Source organism: Mycoplana sp. 10N416 (assembly GCF_056394765.1).
Window position 1 is genome coordinate 43,088 of record NZ_JBFTIM010000002.1, and the last position, 20,647, is coordinate 63,734.

The 20,647-nt window shown below is 63.9% G+C and carries 22 protein-coding genes; 13 read left to right on the forward strand and 9 right to left on the reverse strand.

Annotation, left to right across the window (positions count from 1 at the left end; genetic code table 11):
- Nucleotides 1–6: 6 nt before the first annotated feature.
- From argH to AC1DDS_RS04535, 4 genes are all read left to right on the forward strand, one after another.
- On the forward strand, nt 7–1,410 hold the full coding sequence (argH, locus tag AC1DDS_RS04520; protein ID WP_477477805.1) for an argininosuccinate lyase: 1,404 nt from the start codon (nt 7–9) through the stop codon (nt 1,408–1,410).
- Nucleotides 1,411–1,526: 116 nt separating this feature from the next.
- Nucleotides 1,527–1,715 carry an LPS translocon maturation chaperone LptM gene (lptM, locus tag AC1DDS_RS04525; RefSeq protein ID WP_310412827.1) on the forward strand — a complete coding sequence of 63 codons (189 nt, stop codon included), beginning with the start codon at nt 1,527–1,529 and terminating at the stop codon, nt 1,713–1,715.
- A 13-nt stretch (nt 1,716–1,728) separates the two neighbouring features.
- On the forward strand, nt 1,729–2,997 hold the full coding sequence (lysA, locus tag AC1DDS_RS04530; protein ID WP_477477806.1) for a diaminopimelate decarboxylase: 1,269 nt from the start codon (nt 1,729–1,731) through the stop codon (nt 2,995–2,997).
- Between the two features lie 144 nt (nt 2,998–3,141).
- Nucleotides 3,142–5,757: a TIGR02302 family protein gene (locus AC1DDS_RS04535; RefSeq protein ID WP_477478241.1), complete on the forward strand. Its 2,616-nt coding sequence runs from the start codon at nt 3,142–3,144 to the stop codon at nt 5,755–5,757.
- Nucleotides 5,758–5,836: 79 nt separating this feature from the next.
- Here the strand turns inward: AC1DDS_RS04535 and AC1DDS_RS04540 are convergent, their stop codons facing one another.
- From AC1DDS_RS04540 to AC1DDS_RS04550, 3 genes are all read right to left on the reverse strand, one after another.
- Complete coding sequence (locus AC1DDS_RS04540) at nt 5,837–6,196, reverse strand: response regulator (RefSeq protein ID WP_310412836.1); 360 nt, start codon at nt 6,194–6,196, stop codon at nt 5,837–5,839.
- 135 nt (nt 6,197–6,331) lie between these two features.
- A complete protein-coding gene (gene hpt / locus AC1DDS_RS04545; RefSeq protein ID WP_477477807.1) occupies nt 6,332–6,877 on the reverse strand; it encodes a hypoxanthine phosphoribosyltransferase in 546 nt (181 codons plus the stop codon).
- A gap of 166 nt (nt 6,878–7,043) precedes the next feature.
- Nucleotides 7,044–7,733, reverse strand: a complete 690-nt coding sequence (locus AC1DDS_RS04550) for a hypothetical protein (RefSeq protein ID WP_477477808.1) — start codon at nt 7,731–7,733, stop codon at nt 7,044–7,046.
- A 187-nt stretch (nt 7,734–7,920) separates the two neighbouring features.
- On the opposite strand from AC1DDS_RS04550, the gene ftsE reads away from it, so the two are divergent.
- The 3 genes from ftsE (at nt 7,921) to AC1DDS_RS04565 (ending at nt 10,467) form a co-directional block, all read left to right on the forward strand.
- The gene (ftsE, locus tag AC1DDS_RS04555; RefSeq protein WP_310412844.1) at nt 7,921–8,580 is read left to right on the forward strand and encodes a cell division ATP-binding protein FtsE; all 660 of its coding nucleotides are present in this window, start codon (nt 7,921–7,923) and stop codon (nt 8,578–8,580) included.
- Nucleotides 8,573–9,580, forward strand: a complete 1,008-nt coding sequence (locus tag AC1DDS_RS04560; protein ID WP_477477809.1) for a cell division protein FtsX — start codon at nt 8,573–8,575, stop codon at nt 9,578–9,580. The genes ftsE and AC1DDS_RS04560 overlap by 8 nt, the downstream gene beginning before the upstream one ends.
- Before the next feature lie 182 nt (nt 9,581–9,762).
- Nucleotides 9,763–10,467 (forward strand): YdcF family protein, encoded by a 705-nt coding sequence (locus tag AC1DDS_RS04565; protein WP_477478242.1) that lies wholly within the window; start codon nt 9,763–9,765, stop codon nt 10,465–10,467.
- Nucleotides 10,468–10,534: 67 nt separating this feature from the next.
- On the opposite strand, the gene AC1DDS_RS04570 is transcribed toward AC1DDS_RS04565, so the two are convergent.
- Entirely contained in the window at nt 10,535–11,566 is a 1,032-nt protein-coding gene (locus AC1DDS_RS04570) for an Ldh family oxidoreductase (protein ID WP_477477810.1), read from the reverse strand.
- 350 nt (nt 11,567–11,916) lie between these two features.
- Here AC1DDS_RS04570 and AC1DDS_RS04575 point away from each other — a divergent pair, with 350 nt between their 5' ends.
- Nucleotides 11,917–12,708 (forward strand): lysophospholipid acyltransferase family protein, encoded by a 792-nt coding sequence (locus AC1DDS_RS04575; protein ID WP_310412856.1) that lies wholly within the window; start codon nt 11,917–11,919, stop codon nt 12,706–12,708.
- Between the two features lie 9 nt (nt 12,709–12,717).
- Here the strand turns inward: AC1DDS_RS04575 and AC1DDS_RS04580 are convergent, their stop codons facing one another.
- Entirely contained in the window at nt 12,718–13,215 is a 498-nt protein-coding gene (locus AC1DDS_RS04580; protein WP_477478243.1) for a gamma-glutamylcyclotransferase, read from the reverse strand.
- A 147-nt stretch (nt 13,216–13,362) separates the two neighbouring features.
- Between AC1DDS_RS04580 and AC1DDS_RS04585 the strand changes: the two genes are divergently transcribed.
- Nucleotides 13,363–14,358 carry a DUF2125 domain-containing protein gene (locus tag AC1DDS_RS04585; protein ID WP_477477811.1) on the forward strand — a complete coding sequence of 332 codons (996 nt, stop codon included), beginning with the start codon at nt 13,363–13,365 and terminating at the stop codon, nt 14,356–14,358.
- A 21-nt stretch (nt 14,359–14,379) separates the two neighbouring features.
- Here the strand turns inward: AC1DDS_RS04585 and AC1DDS_RS04590 are convergent, their stop codons facing one another.
- Nucleotides 14,380–15,309, reverse strand: coding sequence for a prephenate/arogenate dehydrogenase family protein (locus AC1DDS_RS04590; protein WP_310412865.1), 930 nt, complete (start codon nt 15,307–15,309; stop codon nt 14,380–14,382).
- A gap of 87 nt (nt 15,310–15,396) precedes the next feature.
- The gene (locus AC1DDS_RS04595; RefSeq protein WP_477477812.1) at nt 15,397–16,176 is read right to left on the reverse strand and encodes a class I SAM-dependent methyltransferase; all 780 of its coding nucleotides are present in this window, start codon (nt 16,174–16,176) and stop codon (nt 15,397–15,399) included.
- A gap of 91 nt (nt 16,177–16,267) precedes the next feature.
- Between AC1DDS_RS04595 and gloB the strand changes: the two genes are divergently transcribed.
- Together gloB and AC1DDS_RS04605 are read left to right on the forward strand one after the other, a co-directional pair.
- A complete protein-coding gene (gene gloB / locus AC1DDS_RS04600; protein ID WP_477477813.1) occupies nt 16,268–17,038 on the forward strand; it encodes a hydroxyacylglutathione hydrolase in 771 nt (256 codons plus the stop codon).
- Nucleotides 17,038–17,490, forward strand: coding sequence for a cupin domain-containing protein (locus AC1DDS_RS04605; RefSeq protein WP_477477814.1), 453 nt, complete (start codon nt 17,038–17,040; stop codon nt 17,488–17,490). Before gloB ends, AC1DDS_RS04605 begins: the two co-directional genes overlap by 1 nt.
- Here the strand turns inward: AC1DDS_RS04605 and yddG are convergent.
- A complete protein-coding gene (gene yddG / locus AC1DDS_RS04610; protein ID WP_477477815.1) occupies nt 17,487–18,383 on the reverse strand; it encodes an aromatic amino acid exporter YddG in 897 nt (298 codons plus the stop codon). The two genes, AC1DDS_RS04605 and yddG, sit on opposite strands and share 4 nt — an antisense overlap.
- 24 nt (nt 18,384–18,407) lie before the next feature.
- Nucleotides 18,408–19,187, reverse strand: coding sequence for a DUF3108 domain-containing protein (locus AC1DDS_RS04615; RefSeq protein WP_477477816.1), 780 nt, complete (start codon nt 19,185–19,187; stop codon nt 18,408–18,410).
- A 279-nt stretch (nt 19,188–19,466) separates the two neighbouring features.
- On the opposite strand from AC1DDS_RS04615, the gene rpmB reads away from it, so the two are divergent.
- A complete protein-coding gene (gene rpmB / locus AC1DDS_RS04620; RefSeq protein WP_310412884.1) occupies nt 19,467–19,751 on the forward strand; it encodes a 50S ribosomal protein L28 in 285 nt (94 codons plus the stop codon).
- Between the two features lie 104 nt (nt 19,752–19,855).
- The gene (locus tag AC1DDS_RS04625; RefSeq protein ID WP_477477817.1) at nt 19,856–20,497 is read left to right on the forward strand and encodes a queuosine precursor transporter; all 642 of its coding nucleotides are present in this window, start codon (nt 19,856–19,858) and stop codon (nt 20,495–20,497) included.
- The last annotated feature ends 150 nt before the right edge of the window (nt 20,498–20,647 follow it).

The following is a 20,647-nucleotide window of genomic DNA, read 5'->3' on the forward strand; positions in this document are numbered from 1 at the left end:
AATCCCATGGCTGACGCAAAATCTGAGACCCAGTCCTCGAACCAGATGTGGGGCGGCCGCTTCGCTTCGGGTCCGGATGCTATCATGGAGGAGATAAATGCCTCCATCGACTTCGACAAGAAGCTCTACGCCCAGGACATCCGCGGCTCGATCGCGCACGCGACCATGCTCGCCCATCAAGGCATCATTTCCGCCGAAGACAAGGACAAGATTGTCGCAGGCCTGGAAACGGTCTTGAAGGAAATCGAAAGCGGTGCCTTTGAATTCTCCCGCGAGCTCGAGGACATCCACATGAACGTGGAGGCCCGGCTTGCGAACCTGATCGGTCCGGCCGCCGGCCGACTGCACACCGCGCGCTCGCGCAACGACCAGGTCGCGCTCGATTTCCGCCTCTGGGTCAAGGAAGAGCTGCAGAAAACTGAGCAAATGCTCACCGCGCTGATCGCCGCCTTCCTCGATCGCGCCGAAGAACATGCCGACACCGTGATGCCGGGCTTCACCCATCTGCAGACGGCCCAGCCCGTCACCTTTGGCCATCATTGCATGGCCTATGTCGAAATGTTCGGTCGCGACCGCCAGCGCGTCCGCCACGCCATCGAGCATCTGGACGAAAGTCCGATCGGCGCCGCCGCGCTGGCCGGCACCGGCTTCCCGATCGATCGCCACATGACGGCGAAGGCACTCGGCTTCCGCGAACCGACCCGCAACTCGATCGATACGGTCTCGGACCGCGACTTCGCGCTGGAGTTCCTGTCGATCGCGGCGATCGCTGCCACGCACCTGTCGCGCCTCGCCGAAGAGATCGTCATCTGGTCGACGCCGCAGTTCGGCTTCATCCGGCTGTCGGATGCATTTTCGACCGGCTCCTCGATCATGCCGCAGAAGAAGAACCCGGACGCCGCCGAACTGGTGCGTGCCAAGACCGGCCGCATCAATGGCTCGCTGATCGCGCTTCTTACGGTGATGAAGGGCCTGCCGCTCGCCTATTCCAAGGACATGCAGGAGGACAAGGAGCAGGTCTTCGACGCCGCCGAGAGCCTGGAACTGGCGATTGCCGCGATGACCGGCATGGTGCGCGACATGACGATCCGCACCGACCGCATGAAAGCGGCCGCCGGTTCCGGCTATTCGACCGCGACCGACCTCGCCGACTGGCTGGTGCGCGAGGCCGGCCTGCCCTTCCGTGACGCCCATCACGTCACCGGTCGCGCCGTGGCGCTCGCCGAGCAGAAAGGGTGCGAACTGGCGGAACTGCCGCTCGCCGACCTGCAGGCGATCAACCCGGCCATCACCGACAAGGTCTACGGCGTGCTGACGGTCGAGGCCTCCGTCGCAAGCCGCACCTCGTTTGGCGGAACGGCGCCGTCGGGTGTGCGTCAGCAGATCGCCTGGTGGCGTACCCGCAATTGACAGGCGACCGATCAATCGCCTTGCATGAAGCATCAGAAGAATCGGGGTGCACAAGACGCACCCGCTTCTGCTAAGTGTTTTACAACCATCGATCGCTTTCGGAGCCGCGAACCCGCATGACACTGAAGACCACTGCCAGGCTGGCCCTCATTCTTGTTCTTTCGGCGACGGTGATGGCGGCTTGCGGCCGCAAGGGCGACCTCGATCCGCCGGGCCCGGCGACGACGACAAAGGCGATCGTCGGCCCGGATGCAAAGAAACAGGCCGTCGAGGACAAGCCATTCATTCTCGACGCCCTCCTCTGACGGACAAGACACTGTGAACCACTTCGAATATCGCGACGGCGTTCTCTTTGCCGAGGATGTGCCCGTTCCCGAGATCGCCAAGGCGGTCGGCACGCCATTCTACTGCTACTCGACGGCAACGCTCGAACGTCACTACAAGGTCTTTTCCAAAGCCTTCGACGGCATCGACGCGCTCGTCTGTTATGCGATGAAGGCGAATTCGAACCAGGCGGTGCTGAAGACGCTCGCGCGGCTCGGCGCGGGTGTCGACGTGGTCTCCGAAGGCGAACTGCGGCGTGCGCTTGCCGCCGGCGTCCCGGCTTCGCGCATCATGTTCTCCGGCGTCGGCAAGACAGCCCGCGAGATGGATCTCGGCATCGAGGCCGGCATCTACTGCTTCAACGTCGAATCCGAACCGGAGCTCGAAGTTCTGAACGCGCGCGCGGTGAAGGCCGGCAAGCAGGCGCACGTCTCCTTCCGCATCAACCCGGACGTCGACGCCCGCACGCACGCGAAGATCTCGACCGGCAAGAAGGAGAACAAGTTCGGCATCTCTTGGGAGCGCGCCCGCACCGTCTACGCCCATGCCGCCAAGCTGCCGGGCATCAAGGTGACCGGCATCGACATGCATATCGGCAGCCAGATCACCGAGTTGCAGCCGTTCGAGGACGCCTTCCGGCTCCTGCGCGAACTGGTGCACACGCTGCGCGCCGACGGCCACACGATCGACCACGTCGACGTCGGCGGTGGCCTCGGCATCCCCTACAAGAGTGACAATTCCCCGCCGCCCCTGCCCGACGCCTACGCCGAGATCGTCAAGAACGAGTTGAAGGACCTCGACTGCAAGATCATTACCGAGCCGGGTCGGCTGATCGTCGGCAACGCCGGCATTCTCGTCACCGAAGTCATTTATGTGAAGGACGGCGGCGAGAAGACCTTCGTCATCGTCGATGCGGCGATGAACGACCTGATCCGCCCGACGCTCTACGAAGCCTGGCACGAGGTCAGCCCCGTGGTGATCTCGGCCGCCAACGCGCCGCGCATCCGCGCCGACGTCGTCGGCCCGGTCTGCGAAACCGGCGACTATCTGGCACTGGACCGCGAGATGGCGATGCCGAAACCAGGTGACCTGATTGCGGTCGGTTCGGCGGGCGCCTATGGCGCGGTCCAGGCCGGTACCTACAATTCGCGCCTGCTGGTGCCGGAGGTCCTGGTCAACGGCGGCCAATTCCACGTGGTGCGGCCCCGCCCGACCTACGAGGACCTGATGGGTCTCGACTCCGTGCCCGACTGGCTCGCCTGAGCGGCAGCCGGCTTGCCCTAACCTGGGAAAAGTCGAAAGCTGGAAAACGATCACGTTTTCGAGCGCGCCCTCGCCTTGGCCACAAAGAATGTTATCCTTGCGGCAGGTGGGCGTCGCGAGGGGCCTGCAGGCATGCGAGGACTGATGCACGAAGACGCGAAAAACGCCTCCGGCAAGGGACAGGGCAATGATCTCTCGGCGCGGCTGAATCGCAAGCGCGCGCTGGCACGCGCGGTTCTCTTTGCCGAAGGCATTCTACCAAAGCTGCTTCCGCTGATCCTCATCGCCGCGAGTCTGCTCGCACTGACCTGGTTCGGCTATTTCCGCCATGTCCCCGCCTGGCTGCATGTGGCCACGCTTGCCGCCTTCGGGCTCGGTTTCCTGCTTCTCGCCGTGCGCTTGAGGCACGCGGTCTGGCCGCAGGTCGACCGGGCCGATCGCATGCTGGAAGAACGCAACGATCTCGTACATCAAGCGATCCAGGTGCAGGCGGACCGACCCGTCCGCGGTGGGCCGGTGGCAGACGCGCTCTGGCGCGAGCACCAGGCGCGCATGGCCCGCATGATCGGCGCCCTTCAGACTGGGTTTCCGCGCCCTGACATCGCGCGCCACGACCGCCATGGCCTGCGCGCCGTCCCGCTGCTGCTCCTGGCCGTTGCCTTCGCCTTTTCCTACTCCAATCGGGCGGGACTGCTGTCCGATGTCGTCACGGTCCGCCAGCTGACCGAGGACAAGCCGGACATCCGCATCGACGCCTGGGTAACCCCGCCCGCCCACACCGGCCGGGCTCCGGTCTTCCTGACCGGAACAGAGGAGCCGATCGAGGGGACGCTGCGCGTGCCGCAGTTCAGCGAACTGACGGTACGCATCACCGGTGGCGTTGCCGACGATGCCGACGGTGCGGTTTCCTACACCCCGACCGGGGAGAAAGCGACGGCGATCCGGCCAGACGAACCGAAGCAGGGCGCCGACACGGCGGAGCCAGGCGCCAGACAGGACACACCATCCGCCACGCCCGTCCCCAGGACGCTGCACTACAAGATCGTCAAGAGCGGCTCCCTGTCGCTCGATAGCCAGCAATGGGCCTTCGACATCATCCCCGACCGCGTTCCGGAAATTGCCTTTGACGGCGTGCCGCGCAAGACCGCCGCTTCGGCCCTGGAAGTCCGCTTCGTCGCCAAGGATGACTACGGCATACAGGAGGCGCATGCGGAAATCGTGCCGGTCGAACCGCCGGCGAAGGACGCACGGCCACTCTATCCGCCGCCGGAATACCGATTGGATCTGCCGCGGCGCAACGCCCGTGACGCGAAGGGCACGACGAGCCGCAATCTCACCGAACATCCGCTTGCAGGAAAGAGGGTGCGCATAACGCTGGTCGCCCGCGATGCCGCCGGGCAGGAGGGGCGCAGCCAGCCGCAGGAAATGATCCTGCCGGCCAAGGCGTTCTTCGAACCGCTTGCTGCGGCGGTTGCCGAACAGCGACAGACTTTTGCGCTGGATGCCAATCAGTTGCCGCGCGCGATCACGCTCAGCGAGGCGCTGATGGTGCGGCCGGAGGAGACCATTCCCAATCCCACCCATTTCCTGCTGATCAGGTCGGCACAGGAGCGCATGAAACTTGCGCGCAATGACGCCCAGTTGCGCGAGACGGCCGACTACCTGTGGGAAATCGCCCTTGGGATCGAGGACGGCAATCTCTCGCTCGCCGATCGTCGCCTGCGCGAGGCACAGCAGGCGCTGTCGGATGCGCTCGAACGCAACGCGCCCGACGAGGAAATCGCCAAGCTGATGCAGGAACTGCGCCAGGCCATGCAAGCCTACATGCAGGAACTGGCGCGCCAGGCCGAGAAGAACGGCCAGATGCAACAGAATGCCCAGCAACAAGGCCAGATCCTGCGCCAGCAGGATCTGGAGCGAATGATGGACCAGATCGAGAACCTGGCTCGTTCCGGCGCGAAAGATCAGGCTCGCCAGCTTCTTGCCGAGATGCAGCGCATGCTGAACAACCTGCAGGCCGGGCGCCCGCAGCAGCAGCAGGGCCAGCAATCGGACGCGATGCGCCAGCAAATGGACAAGCTCGGCAAGCTGCTGCAGGATCAGCAGAAGCTGATGGACAAGACCTTCAACTACGACCAGGCACTGCAGGATCGTCTGCAGAGCGGTGACCCCCTGCCCGGTGAGGACGAGTTGTTCGGTCAACCTGGCGATCAGGGCAACGAACAACAGCCGGGCAACTCGCCAACCGACAAGATGACTGCCGACGAACTGCGGCAGGCGCTGAAGGACCTGAAGGCCCAGCAGGATGCTCTCGGCAAACAGCTCGGCGAACTGCAGAAGAGCCTGAAGGAAATGGGCATCGAACCCGGCAAGGGCTTCGGCGAGGCCGGCCGCGAGATGAAGGGGGCCTCTGATTCGCTAGGCAAGGGCGAAGGTGAGCCTGCAGTCGGCAGCCAGGGCCGGGCGCTGGAGGCGCTGCGCCAGGGTGCGCAGGACATGATGAGCCAGATGCAGGCCATGGGCCCGGGCGGGCCGGGCGAGGGCCAGCCGCAAATGGAGCGGACGGGCCGCGACCCGCTTGGTCGGGAGCGTCCGGACACCGCGCAGGGCCCTGACTATGACGGCCGCACCCGGGTGCCGGAAGAAATCGATATCCAGCGGGCCCGCGAGATCCTCGACGAGATCCGCCGCCGGCTTGGCACCGGCAATGCGCCGGTCATGGAGCGCAACTATCTCGAGCGGCTGCTCGGCATCGAGTAATATCCGTTCGCTCTTTCCGAGCGGAGCCAAAGATCATCGCCGCCGCCTGGCAAGGCAGTCTATCCGGGCTTTACTTCCCTTATGCCGCCAGCGCCCGCGCAACCGCAGTGCGGATGTCGGGCAGGCTGAACGGCTTGGCGACCACGTCGATGATTTTCTCGGCGAGGTCGTCTGCGCGTTCGCGTTGTTCGGCATAGCCGGTCATCAGCAGGATCTTCAGGTTCGGATGGGCGTCGGCGGCCCTGTGCGCGAGCTCGATTCCATCCATCACCGGCATGCGGATATCGGACAGGAGCAGGTCGAATTCCCCCTCGGAGAGGGTTTCGAGCCCCTGCGCCCCATCGGCGGCTTCGACCGTTTCATGCCCGTCGAGCCGAAGCGCCCGCGCCACGAAGATGCGGAGTGAATCTTCGTCTTCGGTGATCAGAATTCTCGCCATGATGTCCTCTTCAAGCCGCCAACCGACTTTGTCCGGCGGCGTCGTAGCGCCACCGGGTGCCGTTGTTGCGTTTCAGACATGACCAGAGTTTCGTTTGCGATCGGTAAACGGCAGAGAGGCAAAAGCGGATTTCGCCTACTCGGCGTCGCCCGTGACGACGCCGACGAAGGGCAGTTCGCGGAATGCGTAAGCCGCATCCATCCCGTAACCGACGACGAAGTGATCGGGGCACTCGAAGCCGACATAATCGGCCTCCAGATCGGTTTCCCGCTTGACGCTCTTGTCGAGCAGCACCGCGACCGTGACGTGGCGCGCGCCGCGCTCAAGCAACAGGTCCTTGGCGAAACGGAGGGTGCGACCCGATTCGAGAATATCGTCGATCAGGAGGATGTCGCGCCCATGGACGTCGCTGTCGATGTCCTTGACGATCTTCACGCCCTGCGACTTGGTGCCCTTGCCGTAGCTGGAGAGGGTCACGAACTCCACCTCAGGCGCAAGGCCGGTGGCATGCATAGCGCGAATCAGGTCGGCCGCGAAGATGAAGGAGCCCTTCAGGATCGAGATGACCAGAAGATCACGGGTCGGACCAGCCTTGATCTCGGCTGCCATCTCGGCATTGCGCCTGGCAATCTGCTCGGCGCTGTAGAGGGTCTCGATCTTCTTTCCGCGCACTACCTGCATTGCGATGTGGCTCCATATGGCGTGGGCTCGACGGCGCTGCGCCTCCGATCGGACGCGCAAGGGACGCACTACGTTGTGGTTCGCACACGGGTCTTCCAAGAATCCGTTCCGGTCCTGAAGGCCATGTACGCGCGGGGCTGTACCGCACCCCAGCCGCATAGCACACTCAATGCAAGGGCGCACCCGCCGGTTCAAGCGAAACCGCAATTTTCGGCAGGGTTGCCCCGCCGTGGGGCAGCTTCAGCGAGAATGCATCCGTAGCACCGGGCGGCAGGCTATCCGCCCCGGGTTCTAGCCGATGACGCGCGATCGACTTCCCGCCCACGATGACATCCACGACGATCGCCGGCACCGCACGCGTGTCTTGGGAGTGGTTTTCAACCGTACCGTAGACCGACAGCACCTTCATGCCGTCGCGGTCGTCGAGCGAAGATGAGACACGCGCAATCCCTACTCCGTCGCGCGGCCCGGCGCTGGTGAAAACCGTTGCCAATGCCGAAAGGCCGCCGGCAAAGAAGAACATGGCGACAACGCAACCCGCAACCACGGCGCCAAAGGCGCGTTGCGGCAGAAGCTGGAGAAGGCGCTCGGCACAGCGCGTCGCCCAGACAAGAGCCAGGAAAGCAAGACGGACCGCCCGCGAGGCGATGACGGTGCTCGGCGATCGGGAATGCGACCGGTTGTCGTTGCAGACCGATGTGCGTGCCGCCGGTGTACCAGCCGGAAGGACAATGAAGTGGGCATCGACGGCGGCCTCGTGCCGGGCCCTTGGCGCAACGCGCTTGCGGATGCCGGGCTCCGGCGGCAGGAGATCGATCGAAGCGCTTCGTTCGCGCCGTGCGCCGAATGCACTCATGACGGTTCTCCTTGTCGTTGCTTCGCGCAATAGGCCTCACCCGCAAAAAAGTCGGGCATTGAACCAAATCCTTACGAAACGTAAACCATACTGGTTAATGCTTCGGAAACCGGCCTTGGATGGGCCTTGATTTCATGCGATTCGCGAGAGAAGCGCGCGTCGCGCCAGACGGAACCGGATAGCCCCTTTGATACATTTCGAGAATGTTGGTCTGCGATATGGGATGGGGCCGGAAATCCTCCGCGACCTGACCTTCGACATTCCGCACCGGTCCTTCCAGTTCCTCACCGGTCCCTCCGGGGCCGGCAAGTCGACGCTGTTGCGCCTGTTGTTCCTCTCCCTGCAGCCGACCCGCGGCCTCGTGCGTACATTCGACCGCGACATCGCCACCATCCCGCGTGACGAGCTGCCGATGCTCCGGCGCCGCATTGGCATCGTCTTCCAGGATTTCCGCCTGCTCGACCACCTGACGACCTTTGAGAACGTCGCCCTGCCGCTGCGGGTGCGCGGCAAGGAGGAGTCCTCCTATCGCGCCGACGTGCTGGAACTCTTGAAATGGGTGGGGCTCGGAGAGCGGATCAACGTGCTTCCGCCGGTCCTGTCTGGTGGCGAGAAGCAGCGCGCGGCGATCGCGCGCGCCCTCATCGACCAACCGGAGTTGCTGCTGGCGGACGAACCGACCGGCAACGTCGATCCGCCGATGGCACGACGCCTGCTCAGCCTGTTCCTCGAACTGAACCGCCTGGGCACGGCGGTCGTGATCGCCACGCACGACCTGTCGTTGATGGATCAGGTCGAGGCGCGGCGCATGATCCTCTCGCAAGGTCGGCTCGATATCTATGAATGAGACCGTCGAACGCAATGCGCAGGACCGCGCCCCGCAGAAGCGACCGGAGATGCAGGTCCGGCCAACCGCACCGATCGTGCCGCCCGCGAACGTTTCCGGCAACGCGCTGATGTGCGTCATCGCCATCATGGCGTTTCTGGCCTGTCTGACCTACGGCGCGGTGAGCATGGTGCGGGCGACGGCGGCCAGTTGGCAGAGCCAGATCTCGCGCGAGATCACCATCCAGATCAAACCGGATGACAAGCTCGACATGGAGGCGGCCTTGCGCGATGCGCGCGATCTCGCCCTTACCTTTTCCGGCACCAAGGACGGCCAGATCGTCGATCGCGCGGCAACAGCGAGACTGCTGGAGCCCTGGCTTGGCGAAGGGCTCGACCTCGACGAACTGCCGGTTCCGCGGCTGGTCATCATCACGATCGACGAGCGCAACCCGCCCGATTTCGCCGCCATGCGACAGGCCCTGACCGAAACGATCCCGCAGGCTTTCCTCGACGATCACCGCACCTGGGTGAACCGGCTGGTGGCCATGGCGGAAACAACCGCCTGGATCGGCACCGCCGTTCTCGTTCTCGTCTTCACCGCGATGGTGCTGACGGTGATCTTCGCGACACGCGGCGCGCTCTCCGGCAATCGTCACATCATCGAGGTGCTGCATTTCGTCGGCGCCGAGGCGGGCTTCGTGGCAAGCGAGTTCCAGAAGCATTTCCTCAAGATCAGCCTGAAGGGTTCGTTTGCCGGCGGCGCGCTGGCCGCCCTCGTCTTCGCCATCGCTGGCTACTGGCAGAGCAGGTCGCTCGCCACGCCGGAGAGCGACCAGGCAACGGCGTTGTTCGGCACCTTCTCCGTCGGTCTCAGCGGTTACCTCGGCATCGCCGCGACGATGCTCATCATCGCCCTTTTGACGACGCTGACGGCACGTTTCACCGTGATGCGCACGATTTTCGAGATCGATCGCATCCGCTCCGACCCGGCGCGAACCGACGGTGTGCCAAGTAGCTGAAGCAAGCATGGCCGCCGAAACCTGGAGCCGCCTTCGGAGAAGCGCATGCGAAAACAAAAATCTGAGATGCAGCAAGCGCGCCTGAAGGACCGCTCTGCGCTTCGGGCGAAAGCCGCGCCAATCTGACGCAACCGACTCGTGCTTGCCGCAATCGCCAGCTATGAGAGAGAATCATGGCCGCAATGGACGAGTCGAAAAACGCGATTGTGGAGGGCCGGCAGCCACCAGCACGACGCTGGCGGATCCGCCCGATACGTCGTTTTGTGCGTCTTTTTCTCGTGCTGATGCTGTTGGTCTGCGGCGTTCTGCTTGCTGGTTTCCTGTATTTCGCCGAAACCGTGGCGTCCCTGGAAACACCACAGCACCCGAAAGCGGACGCGATCGTCGTCCTGACAGGCGGCTTTCAGCGCATCGACCAGGCCCTCGAACTGCTCAGGCAGGGCGCGGGAGAACGCCTTCTGATTTCGGGCGTCAATCCGACGACGAGCGGCAATCAGATCCGCAGATTCACGCAAAGCTCATCGAGTCTGTTCGAGTGCTGTGTCGACATCGGCCACGACGCGATGGACACGATCGGGAACGCCAACGAGACGGCGCGATGGATCAGCGACCACGGCTACCGAACCGTGCTCGTCGTCACCAACAACTACCACATGCCGCGCAGCCTGTTCGAGCTGCGCCGCAGCGACGCGAAAACCGAATTTCTTTCCTATCCGGTCATCAACTCCGACCTGAAGAACGGCAACTGGCTCGGCCAGCCGATGGTCGTGAAAACGATCCTTTCGGAATACGTGAAATACTCCGTGGCCCTGCTTCGCGATGTGGTCGGCGCCGGAACCGCAAGCGGCCTGCGCCGTGACGAGCCGGTGCAGGCCTCATTGATGTAGCCGAGCGTCACGTCGCACGGCAGGCTTCCAGACTGCTGCGCATTTTCGCGTGATACGACTAGGGTGATCACTCGTTGGCGAGCAAGACGATGCGATCGTAGAGCTCCCGCGAGACTTTAATGCCCTCGCTTTCGCTTCGCTGCCGCGCGCGATATCGCCTCTCGGACGGCAGCCTTGCCCCTTGGCCTGCGATCGCGGCGAAAAGCGCCTCCGCGGCCTCATGATTGCTTTCGATGCTTTCGCCTCCCAGCAGGGCGGGATCGAAGGCGATGACAAGCTCGGCATGGCAGGGCGCTGCCTTGGCATCCGCATCGAATGCCATCGACTGCATGCTTGTCATTCCCCCGATCAGCGGGCCCGCCAGCAATTCCACCATGGTGGCGAGCGCTGACCCCTTGTGGCCTCCAAACGTCAGCATCGCACCGGACAGCACGGCGGCCGGATCGGTGGTCGGCCTGCCCTCGGAATCGACCCCCCACCCCATCGGTATCGGCTGGCTTTCCTTGCGATGGCGAGCGATTTCGGCCCGTGCGGCCGCGCTCGTGGCGAAATCGAACACGTAAGGCGGATGATCCTTGCGCGGCCAGCCGAATGCGATCGGGTTGGTCCCAAGCACCGGGGCGGAGCCGCCCGCGGGAGCAACCCAGCTATGGCTGGGGTTCATGATCAGGGCTGCAAGACCATGCGCGGTAATGGCTTCGACTTCCGGCCACAGGGCGGTTGAATGAAAGCAGTTGTTGATTGCCAGGATGGAAACGCCCATCGCCTTGGCCTTCGGGACCAGGATTTCCAGTCCACGCTCGAATGCGAGCAGGGAGTAGCCGAAGTCGGCGTCGATCCTCGTGACCGCCGCGGAGACCTCCTCAGGTTTCGGATCCGCATTCCTGTTGAACCTCGGATGACTTATGGTGTCCAAACAGCCCGGCAGCCGCTGCAGTCCGTGCGACCGGCAATCGTCCCGCTCGGCCAAAGCCATTGCGCGCGCCAGCGGTTGCGCCTGGGCATGGGAGAGCCCATTCAGCGTCAACACCTTCATGGAGAGGTCAATCACCTCCTCCAGCGTGAGGACAACCTCGTCGCGCTCGTCCTGCAAGTTCAAATCGACGTCTCCTGTACCGGTTGATATCCGCTCAATGCAGCTAATGCATTGATAATATGGCGTATACATACAGTATACACGTCTTGGCGTAACTTTGCCAGCCGACCTTGCCGGCCACCATGGCCCGATGGCATCTCGACCGGGCTGACGCGGTCGATTGAACCAAGGGCGCTGACACCGGACCCTTCAGGCTCGCAAGAAGTGGCTCCGGTGGAGCTATTTCGTCCTAACAGGAGGCGGCTCGACGGCTAGCCGGTTTCCGCCGCCCGAATTATCGTGTAGGCAGGCACACCTTTTGCTCATTGCTGTGCGGCGCGTCAGATCGGACGCGCAAGGAGACCTTCCGGCTGATGATCGTCCTGCGTTCCATTCTGTTCAACCTGGCCTTCTACATCAATCTGATCGGGCAGATGGTCCTGCTGTCGCCAGCCTACTTCCTGCTGCCGCGCAAGAAGGCCATGATGGTGCCCAAGAACTGGGCCCGCAGCAATCATTGGCTGTTCGACAAGATCGTCGGCACCACTTTCGAAATCGAGGGCCTGGAGAACATTCCCAAGGGACAAGGCTACATCCTCGCGCCGAAGCATCAGTCGCTCTGGGACACCTATGCGCTGCTGCCCTGGCAGGACGATCCATTTTTTATCCTCAAGCGCGAGCTGACCTGGATCCCGCTTTTCGGTTGGTACATCCTGAAACAGCGAATGGTGCCGGTTGACCGCGGCGCGCGTGGCAGGGTCATGGCCGCGGTGATGGAGCGGGCGAAGGCCGAAATGAAGTCCGGCCGCCAGTTGATCATCTATCCCGAGGGTACCCGACGGCCGCCCGGCGCACCGCCGGAGTACAAATACGGCATCGCCCGCCTCTATCGCGATCTGCAGGTGCCGGTGCTGCCTGTCGTCATGCACCCTGGCCTGTTCTGGCCGCGTCGCAAGTTCCTTCGCTACCCCGGTCATTTCAAGGTCCGCATCCTGCCGCCGATCCCCGCCGGTCTGGAACCGGACGATTTCCTCGCCCATCTGGTCGACGTGATGGAGACGGCAAGCGACAAGTTGCTGCTGGAAACGGTCGAGGCCAATCCGCATGTGCCGCTTCCGCCCACCGCCGCGAAGCGGGTCGCCGAACTGCATGGACGCGGCAATTGATGCGGATCGTCAGCGGCCGTTTGTGAAGCGCTCGACCGTGCGGCCGACCTCTTCGAGCCAGTGATCGCGTATGCCCATCTCCCGCAGGTGAGCGAGCGTGTTGGCCACGTATTCGGTGTTCGGCCCAGACTTTCCCTGTGCCGTGCTGACGGTGGCAGCGGCCTCCTCTACCGAAAGCGCGCCGGCATATTGATGGTGGGCGCGGTCGATCACGTAGGCGAGCGCCGGGGTGCGGATGCCGTCCTGAAGAGTGACGGGCAGCGTGCGCTCCTTGTAGACGTGGGTGACGAGTTCGCGCTCCCGCAAGTAATCAAGCACGGCGTTCCGGCGCTCAGGCGCAACACGAAACGCCATGCCCCAGCAGGATCCGCCACGGTCGAGGCCGAGGACAAGGCCCGGATGGTCCGGCGTGCCCCGATGCACCCAGGAACGAACGCAGAGCGCCCGGCGAAAGCCATGCAGGCGCGCGGGCCGGCTCTCCTCGACCTCGAAACCAGGATTCCACATCAGCGAACCGTAGCCGAAGACCCAAAATTCATCCCTGTCCACTGCGCGATACCATATCCACCTGAAAGCCGCCGCAATTGATGGCTCTTTGCCGGCGTCAGCACAAGCTATGCAAATCAATTTTCTTCCGTCACAACGGAGAGCATGATGACATCGACAAACGGCGCGACGCGCCGCGGCACCAGCCGCAAATTCTGGCTTCTTGGCCTCGGCATCATCGTGTTCGTGGCGCTCTATAGCGGAGCGTGGTTTTTCGGCGCCGACCGGCTAAGGAACCTCGTCCGTGATCGGCTTTCCGATTCGTCCGTATCGGTGGCCTGTACCGGCCTCGACGTGAGGGGCTACCCCTTCCGCATCGGGGTCTATTGCGACGCCATCGGAATCGACGACGACCGCACGGGGACATCGGCGAGCTTCGGCGCGCTGCGATCGGCAGCTCAGGTGTACAACCCCGGCCATGCCATTGTTGAGCTCGACGGGCCCGCCGTCGTCCGCGTTTCGCCCGACATCGTGTTGACGGCCGACTGGAACCTCCTGCATGCCAGCGGCGTTGCAGGCATCAGCGGACTGGATCGCGCATCGGTTGCCTATGATGCCCTGAAGGGAACCTTCGTCGCAGGCATGCGCGACGTAAAAGTCGGCTTTGCCGCCAGCCATGGCGAGATCCATACCCGCACGAACGGGACGGCTCTCGATGCTGCCCTGTCGATGGACGGGCTCGAACTCACGGTGACCGAGACCCGTGTTCCGAAAGTAAACGTCACGGCCGACGTGACGGTCGCCGACGCAGCCAACTGGCTGAAAGATGGCGTGCCGGCCAACGCGCCGCGCGGAACGCGAGGCGATCTGCGCAAACTTGGCCTCGACTTCGGCAACGGAAATGCTGCCGCGCTCTCCGGTTCCTATGAAATCAATGCCGAGGGGCTTCTCTCCGGCAAGTTCGAGCTGGAGATCAACGGCATCGATACCGTCCGCGATATTGTCGCGGAGGCATTCCCGGAAATCGCCGACACGGCGACAAGCGTTGCCGACACGATCCGGGGTCTCTCGGGTGGCCGCGAGGATGCCCGCGTGAAACTGCGAGCCAAGAACGGCGTCGTCTATCTCGGCATCATCCCGATCGCATCCATCGGGCCTCTCTGAGGCCGCCGGAAAGAGCGAAGACTAGTTTGGCGGCGTCGCGCCGGGACGGCCGAAGTTCGCCGCCGCCGTATCCTGACCGGCATCGATGATCGAGCGGCGAATCGTGCGGGTGCGCGTGAAGAGGTCGAACAATTTTTCGCCATCGCCCCAGCGGATCGCGCGTTGCAGATAGGCGAGATCCTCCGAGAAACGCGACAGCATCTCGAGGATCGCGTCCTTGTTGTGCAGGCAGACATCGCGCCACATGGTCGGATCGGAAGCCGCGAGGCGGGTGAAATCGCGAAAACCCGAAGCGGAATATTTGATGACCTCGGACTCGGTCACCGTCTCCAGATCGTCGGCCGTGCCGACGATGTTGTAGGCGATGATGTGCGGCAGGTGGGAGACGATGGCCAGCACCTTGTCGTGGTGCTCGGTGTCCATTTCATCGACCTTCGAGCCGAGCGTCTCCCAGAAGGTCGCAAGACGCTTCTTGGCCACCTTGTCGGTGCCGTGAACCGGGGTCAGGATGCACCAGCGTCCGCGAAACAACTCCGCAAAGCCGGCGTCCGGACCGGAATGCTCCGTACCGGCGAGCGGATGGCCGGGGATGAAATGGACCCCTTTCGGGATGTGCGGCAGCATCTGCGCGACGACGGACCCCTTGGTGGAGCCGACATCGGTGACGATCGCGCCCTGTTTGAGGTTCGGTGCGATCTCCTGGGCCACGCTGCCGGAAGCGCCGACGGGAACGGAGACGATGACGAGATCGGCGTCGCGCACGGCCTCGGCGGTGTCGAGATAATAGTCGGTGCCGAGGTCCAGTTCGCGCGCCCGCTGCAGCGTCTCCGCGCTTCGGGTTGCGATCGCCACCGAGCCCGCAAGCCCCTTCTCCTTGACCGCGCGCGCAATCGACGAGCCGATGAGCCCGATACCGATCAGCGTGATCTTGTCAAACTGCTGCTCCGACATGCTGCCGCCTCTTTGCACAGGGGCGCATGCGCGCCCGATACCCCTCCACCGCCCAGGCGTCTTCGGCCGGAATGGCTGCGCCAGCCATTACCGGCGTGACGGACGATTGTCGAGGGGGCGATAGTTGAGCCCGCCGCGCGTGCTCGGCACACCGGAGGGCGCAAGCACCGGCACGAAGACGCGACGCGACGCGCGGACGGCCACCGGCAACCCCTGATAAAGGCGCTTCTGCGCCTCCACGACAAGCACGCCGGAGAACATCGGCCACAGCCAACGCCCAAGTCGCTCGAAGGCGCCGTGAAGTTTCAGGACGCTTCTGTGCTTCGACGGCGGGAAGAACAGCGTTTCGGCACTGGCGCCGGGGGTAAAGTTGGTTTCGCGCAACAGATGGGTGAGCTGGCCGCGCGAATAGGGGCGCCCGGAGCCGAACGGGGTGTGCTCCATGCGCGCCCAGACACCGCGCCGGTTCGGCACGACGATGACGAGCCGTCCGCCCGGTGCAAGCACGCGCCAGAGTTCCTTCATCGTCTCGCGCGGGTTCTCGGCGAATTCGAGCGAATGCACCATCAGGACGCGGTCGACGGACGAATCGGGCAGCGGCAACTCCTCGTCGAACACCAGGGCCGTCGCCGAGGATTCGCCAACCGGCCAGTTCACAGCCCCCTGCCCCGCCGGCATGAAGGCGAAGGTGCGCTCGGTATCCGCCCGGAAGCGCTCGAGGTACGGAACGGCGTATCCGAGACCCACGAGCCGCTCCTCGGGCAGTCGCGCCCAGATCGAGGCAAGCGCCATGGTGATCGAATGCTCCGCGAGGTGGCCGAGGGGGGAGTGGTAGAATTCGCGGAGGTCGACGATATCTGCGTGCATGGGCAAGATGTTAGCGACCGCGTGATGGACTTCAAGGCCCACGTGCCTACATTCGGGCGTGCGCGCGAAATGCCACGGGAAAGGACCAACAATGAAGCCGCTCGATATCGAACTCTTTGGCTGCCGGAGTGACAATTTCGGGGTGCTCCTGCACGACCCGGCGAGCGGAGCGACCGCCAGCGTCGACGCTCCGGAGGAGAAACCGATCCTGGAGGCGCTGGCGCGCCGCGGCTGGCAGTTGACCCACATCCTCACCACCCACCACCATGGCGATCACGTGGAAGCGAACCTGGCGCTGAAATCGCGCTTCGGCGCAACGATCATCGGCCCCGCGCGGGAGGCCGATCGCATTCCCGGCATCGACCAGACCGTGGACGAAGGCGACCGGTTCGACTTCGCCGGCCACCCCGTTGAGGTCATCTGGACTCCCGGCCACACGGCCGGCCACATCTGCTACCGCCTGCCCGACAACGGCCTGCTCTTTGCCGCCGACACGCTCTTCGCGCTCGGCTGCGGCAGGCTGTTCGAAGGGACCGCCGCGCAAATGTGGCAATCGCTATCGAAGCTTGCCGCACTGCCCGAGGAGACCTCCGTATATTTCGGCCATGAGTACACGCTCTCCAACGCCCGGTTTGCGCTCACCGTCGATCCGGACAATGCCGCCCTGAGGGAGCGGGCCGCAGAGATCGAGCGCATGCGCGCTGCAGGGCGATTCACGGCACCGACGACCATCGGGCTGGAAAAGACGACCAACCCGTTCCTGCGCGCCGCCGACCCTGGCATCCGCAAGGTGCTCGGCATGCCCAACGCAACCGATGCCGAGGTCTTCGCCGAGATCCGGGCCCGCAAGGATCGCTTCTGATGACACCGCAGGAGATCATTGCGACGCTGGGCATGGAGCGCCACCCCGAGGGCGGCTGGTACGTCCAGACGTTTCGCGATCCGGAGGGTGGTGCTCGCGGGCATTCCACCTGCATCTACTATCTGCTCGAACGGGGAGAGCGATCGCATTGGCACCGGGTCCGGGATGCTACGGAGATCTGGCACTTTTATGCCGGCGGTCCGATCGCGCTCTCGCTGTCGAACGACGGTGTCGCCAGCCAGGCCCATGTGCTCGGCCCTGATTTGGCAGGGGGTGAGCGGCCACAGGTGCTCGTGCCTGCCAACTGGTGGCAATCGGCCGAACCGCTCGGAGAATGGACCCTCGTCGGCTGCACGGTCGCGCCGGGCTTTTCCTTCGACGCTTTCGAGCTGGCCCCGCCTGGCTGGCAGCCGGGAGGATCGATGGAGGTCAGCCCAGGGGCCGGACGTTAAGCCTTGGCCCCTTCGGCGACTGCGAGTCGTTTGCCACGGAAGATCATGTCCTTCGCCGCCAGCACCGCCCCGCCGGTGACGAGCGCGCACGCCAGGGCGATGCGCCAAGACGGTTCGGCGAATCCGGTGACAACCAGCATCAGCGTCGAGAGAACCGGCGCGGCATAGCTTGCGGCACCGAGAATCTGGATGTCCCCATTCTTGACGCCATGGTCCCAGGCATAAAAGGCGGCACCGACCGGCAGGAGCCCGAGGCCAAGAACGGCAAACCATTCGAAGCCGGTCGCTGGCCACACGGTCGTCTCCAGCGCCAGATGGCAGAGGAAGGATAGAAACGACGTGGCGAGGCAAAAGCCGGTCACGACGTCCGTCGAGACCGCGTCGAAGCGCCGGGTCAGCAGCGAATAGCCTGACCAGGTGAAGGCGCAGAGGAAGGCGGCGCCGTAGCCCAGCGTGTAGGCGCCGTCAAAAGCAACGCCGTTGCGGGCGACGATCAGCACCGTTCCTGCAAGCCCCGCAAAGGCACCCGCGACATGATACCAGCGCAACCGTTCGCCGGGCAGCATCGCCGAGCCGACGACGATCAGCAGCGGCCACAGGTAGGCAATCAGGCCTGCCTCGACGGCCGGCGCATTCCGCAGCGCCGTGAAATAGAGGAAATGGTAGCCGAAGAGGCCGGCGATGCCGACGATCCAGACCTTCGCCGGCTGGCGCAGCAGCTTGAGCCGTTCGGGCCTCGCCACCAGCACGGCAATGCCTGGCAGGCTGCCGATCAGGAAGCAGATCGCGGAGAGCTGGAACGGGGGCATCTGGCCGGAAGCAGCGGTAAACAGGGCCAGCAGCGACCACATCAGGATCGCCGAAAAACCAATAAGCGTCGCCTTCAAATTCACTGCCCTTGCCGTTGAATGTTGCCCTCAGCCACCGAAACGGGTTGCCGAGACCGTAACCGGACCGAGCGCGGTCGGAATCCGGACGAATACGGGGGCATACATATCGACTGCTTCGGCTTTGGCAAACCAGATTTCCATCGACGCGAGCTTGCGCAGATACTCGACGTCCCTGCGCCCCTTGCGATAACCCGCGCGCGGCACGAAACGCACGCCGCAGACCTTCACCTCCCCCTCGAAGCCTCTCGTCGAGAACGACCGGGTGCCTTTGTCGGAGAGCTCTATGTCCATGCGCGACTCACCATCGAAGATCGGCAATGTCTTGGAGCAGACATTCGTGGTGGCCGGTATGATCAGCCCCGAGATCGGATCGAGGACGGAACGCATGTCGCTCGCCTTGACCGGCACCCAGTTTTTCGGCGGACGCTTGCGTTCCGGCCGGATGGATGCCCGGATCACGTCGCCGTTGCGGAACGCGACGTCGATCGCCCGCGCCTTCTTGCCGCTGCGGTAGGACATCGAATAGTTGGTCGCCCTCAGCTTGCCGTCCGTCAGGGTGCCGGACACCGAGGTCGTGCCATGCGTGCTGGATAGAATTTCGGCCAGACCGGCGGAATCCATCCGGCCGGAGATCGTGTATCTGCGCCCATCAAAGTCAGAACGGAAACTCGCGGTCGCGACCGGAAAACCGGACAAGCGAATGCTGTAGTCGGTAATGTGACTGATATTGGCAGCCGGAGCGGCAGCGGGGGACCCCACCAACGCCGCCGGAACGGCCGCTGCTGCAAACCAAGCCCGCCAGCTCATTTTCCTGCGCTCCTTGACCCATATCGACTATAAAATGCTTTGCGGCAATTCTACGCCGCTGCTATCCCTTGAGACGATGGAATGAGCGGAACCAGTCCGGCTATTGGCCGCAAACCGCGGCGATTTGCAACCGTTTTCCCCGAATGCGGCAAGGTTTGGCTTGACGCCATCGCTGCGGGTGACTATAGAACCGCGACTTTCCAATAAGGCCAGACGGACTGCGGCCGGACACGGCGCCGGAATCGTATTGTCCGAACCCAAAGAAGAATAGGTGCATCCATGTCCCGTAGTTGCGAATTGACCGGCAAGGGCGTCCAGTCGGGCCACAATGTGAGCCACGCCAACAACAAGACCAAGCGCAAGTTCCTGCCGAACCTGTGCAACGTCACGCTGATCTCCGACAGCCTTGGCCAGCGCTTCCGCCTGCGCGTTTCCGCAGCGGCGCTCCGCTCGGTCGAGCACCGCGGCGGCCTCGACGCCTTCCTGCTGAAGTCGGATGAGAACGAGCTGTCGATGCGCGCCCGCCTGCTGCGCCGCCAGATCGCCAAGAAGACCGCCGCCTGATCCGGCGCAGTCCTTTCTGATTGCTTCGAGGCTTGGCCGGGCATCCGGGCAGGCCTCGTTTCGTTGAATCGTCTCCAACTGGTGGCATCACCCAGGATAAAAAAATGCAAGCGAACCGCACGACCCTGATCTACGTCCTGATGATGACGCTCGTCGTCGTCGCCTCCAACATCCTCGTTCAGTACCCGCTGCCTTGGACCCTCTTCGGGATCAGCCTCGGCGACATCCTGACCTTCGGCGCCTTCAGCTATCCGGTGGCCTTCCTTGTCACCGACCTGACCAACCGCCAGTTCGGTCCCAAGACCGCACGAAAGGTCGTGGTCGCCGGCTTTGCCGTCGCGGTCCTGTTCTCCTTCGCCGTCGCCTCGCCGCGCATTGCCATCGCCTCGGGCTCCGCCTTTCTCCTCGGCCAGTTGCTCGACATCTCGGTGTTCAACACGCTGCGGCGCCAGGCCTGGTGGCGAGCACCGCTGGTCGGCTCGCTGATCGGCTCGGCACTCGACACCCTGATCTTCTTCTCCGTCGCCTTCGCTCCGGTCTTCGTCGTCTTCGGTCCGAACGAACCGTTCGCGATCGAAAACGCGCCGATCCTTGGCGTTTTTGCCGCCGAGGCGCAGCGCTGGGTTTCCTGGGCGCTCACCGATTTCGGCGTGAAGGTGCTGATGGGGCTGGTGATGCTGCTTCCCTACGGCGCGCTGATGAGCACGCTCAGGCCGATGCCGGGCGTCGAGAAGGCCGCAGCCTGACCGCCCGCCTCAAGGCTCCAGCCTAGAACGCCGGACGGCAGCCGCCTCGTTGATCCGGGTACGAGCGGCTAGGAGGTCTCGCCGTTCGAACCTGAGGCGTCGGTGCGGCAGGCTATCGGCATCGGCCCCTGCTGATGCTATGACTGCAAC

Excerpts from the sequence above, each read along its gene's own strand:
- AC1DDS_RS04580 (WP_477478243.1), bottom strand. The coding sequence starts at position 13,215 with ATGTGGAATCCTGGTTTCGAGGTCGAGGAGAGCCGGCCCGCGCGCCTG.
- AC1DDS_RS04605 (WP_477477814.1), top strand. The coding sequence starts at position 17,038 with ATGACACCGCAGGAGATCATTGCGACGCTGGGCATGGAGCGCCACCCC.
- AC1DDS_RS04585 (WP_477477811.1), top strand. The coding sequence starts at position 13,363 with ATGACATCGACAAACGGCGCGACGCGCCGCGGCACCAGCCGCAAATTC.
- AC1DDS_RS04550 (WP_477477808.1), bottom strand. The coding sequence starts at position 7,733 with ATGAGTGCATTCGGCGCACGGCGCGAACGAAGCGCTTCGATCGATCTC.
- AC1DDS_RS04535 (WP_477478241.1), top strand. The coding sequence starts at position 3,142 with ATGCACGAAGACGCGAAAAACGCCTCCGGCAAGGGACAGGGCAATGAT.
- AC1DDS_RS04575 (WP_310412856.1), top strand. The coding sequence starts at position 11,917 with ATGATCGTCCTGCGTTCCATTCTGTTCAACCTGGCCTTCTACATCAAT.
- AC1DDS_RS04615 (WP_477477816.1), bottom strand. The coding sequence starts at position 19,187 with ATGAGCTGGCGGGCTTGGTTTGCAGCAGCGGCCGTTCCGGCGGCGTTG.
- AC1DDS_RS04595 (WP_477477812.1), bottom strand. The coding sequence starts at position 16,176 with ATGCACGCAGATATCGTCGACCTCCGCGAATTCTACCACTCCCCCCTC.
- lptM (WP_310412827.1), top strand. The coding sequence starts at position 1,527 with ATGACACTGAAGACCACTGCCAGGCTGGCCCTCATTCTTGTTCTTTCG.
- gloB (WP_477477813.1), top strand. The coding sequence starts at position 16,268 with ATGAAGCCGCTCGATATCGAACTCTTTGGCTGCCGGAGTGACAATTTC.
- AC1DDS_RS04540 (WP_310412836.1), bottom strand. The coding sequence starts at position 6,196 with ATGGCGAGAATTCTGATCACCGAAGACGAAGATTCACTCCGCATCTTC.
- rpmB (WP_310412884.1), top strand. The coding sequence starts at position 19,467 with ATGTCCCGTAGTTGCGAATTGACCGGCAAGGGCGTCCAGTCGGGCCAC.
- AC1DDS_RS04565 (WP_477478242.1), top strand. The coding sequence starts at position 9,763 with ATGGACGAGTCGAAAAACGCGATTGTGGAGGGCCGGCAGCCACCAGCA.
- argH (WP_477477805.1), top strand. The coding sequence starts at position 7 with ATGGCTGACGCAAAATCTGAGACCCAGTCCTCGAACCAGATGTGGGGC.
- AC1DDS_RS04590 (WP_310412865.1), bottom strand. The coding sequence starts at position 15,309 with ATGTCGGAGCAGCAGTTTGACAAGATCACGCTGATCGGTATCGGGCTC.
- AC1DDS_RS04560 (WP_477477809.1), top strand. The coding sequence starts at position 8,573 with ATGAATGAGACCGTCGAACGCAATGCGCAGGACCGCGCCCCGCAGAAG.
- AC1DDS_RS04625 (WP_477477817.1), top strand. The coding sequence starts at position 19,856 with ATGCAAGCGAACCGCACGACCCTGATCTACGTCCTGATGATGACGCTC.
- hpt (WP_477477807.1), bottom strand. The coding sequence starts at position 6,877 with ATGCAGGTAGTGCGCGGAAAGAAGATCGAGACCCTCTACAGCGCCGAG.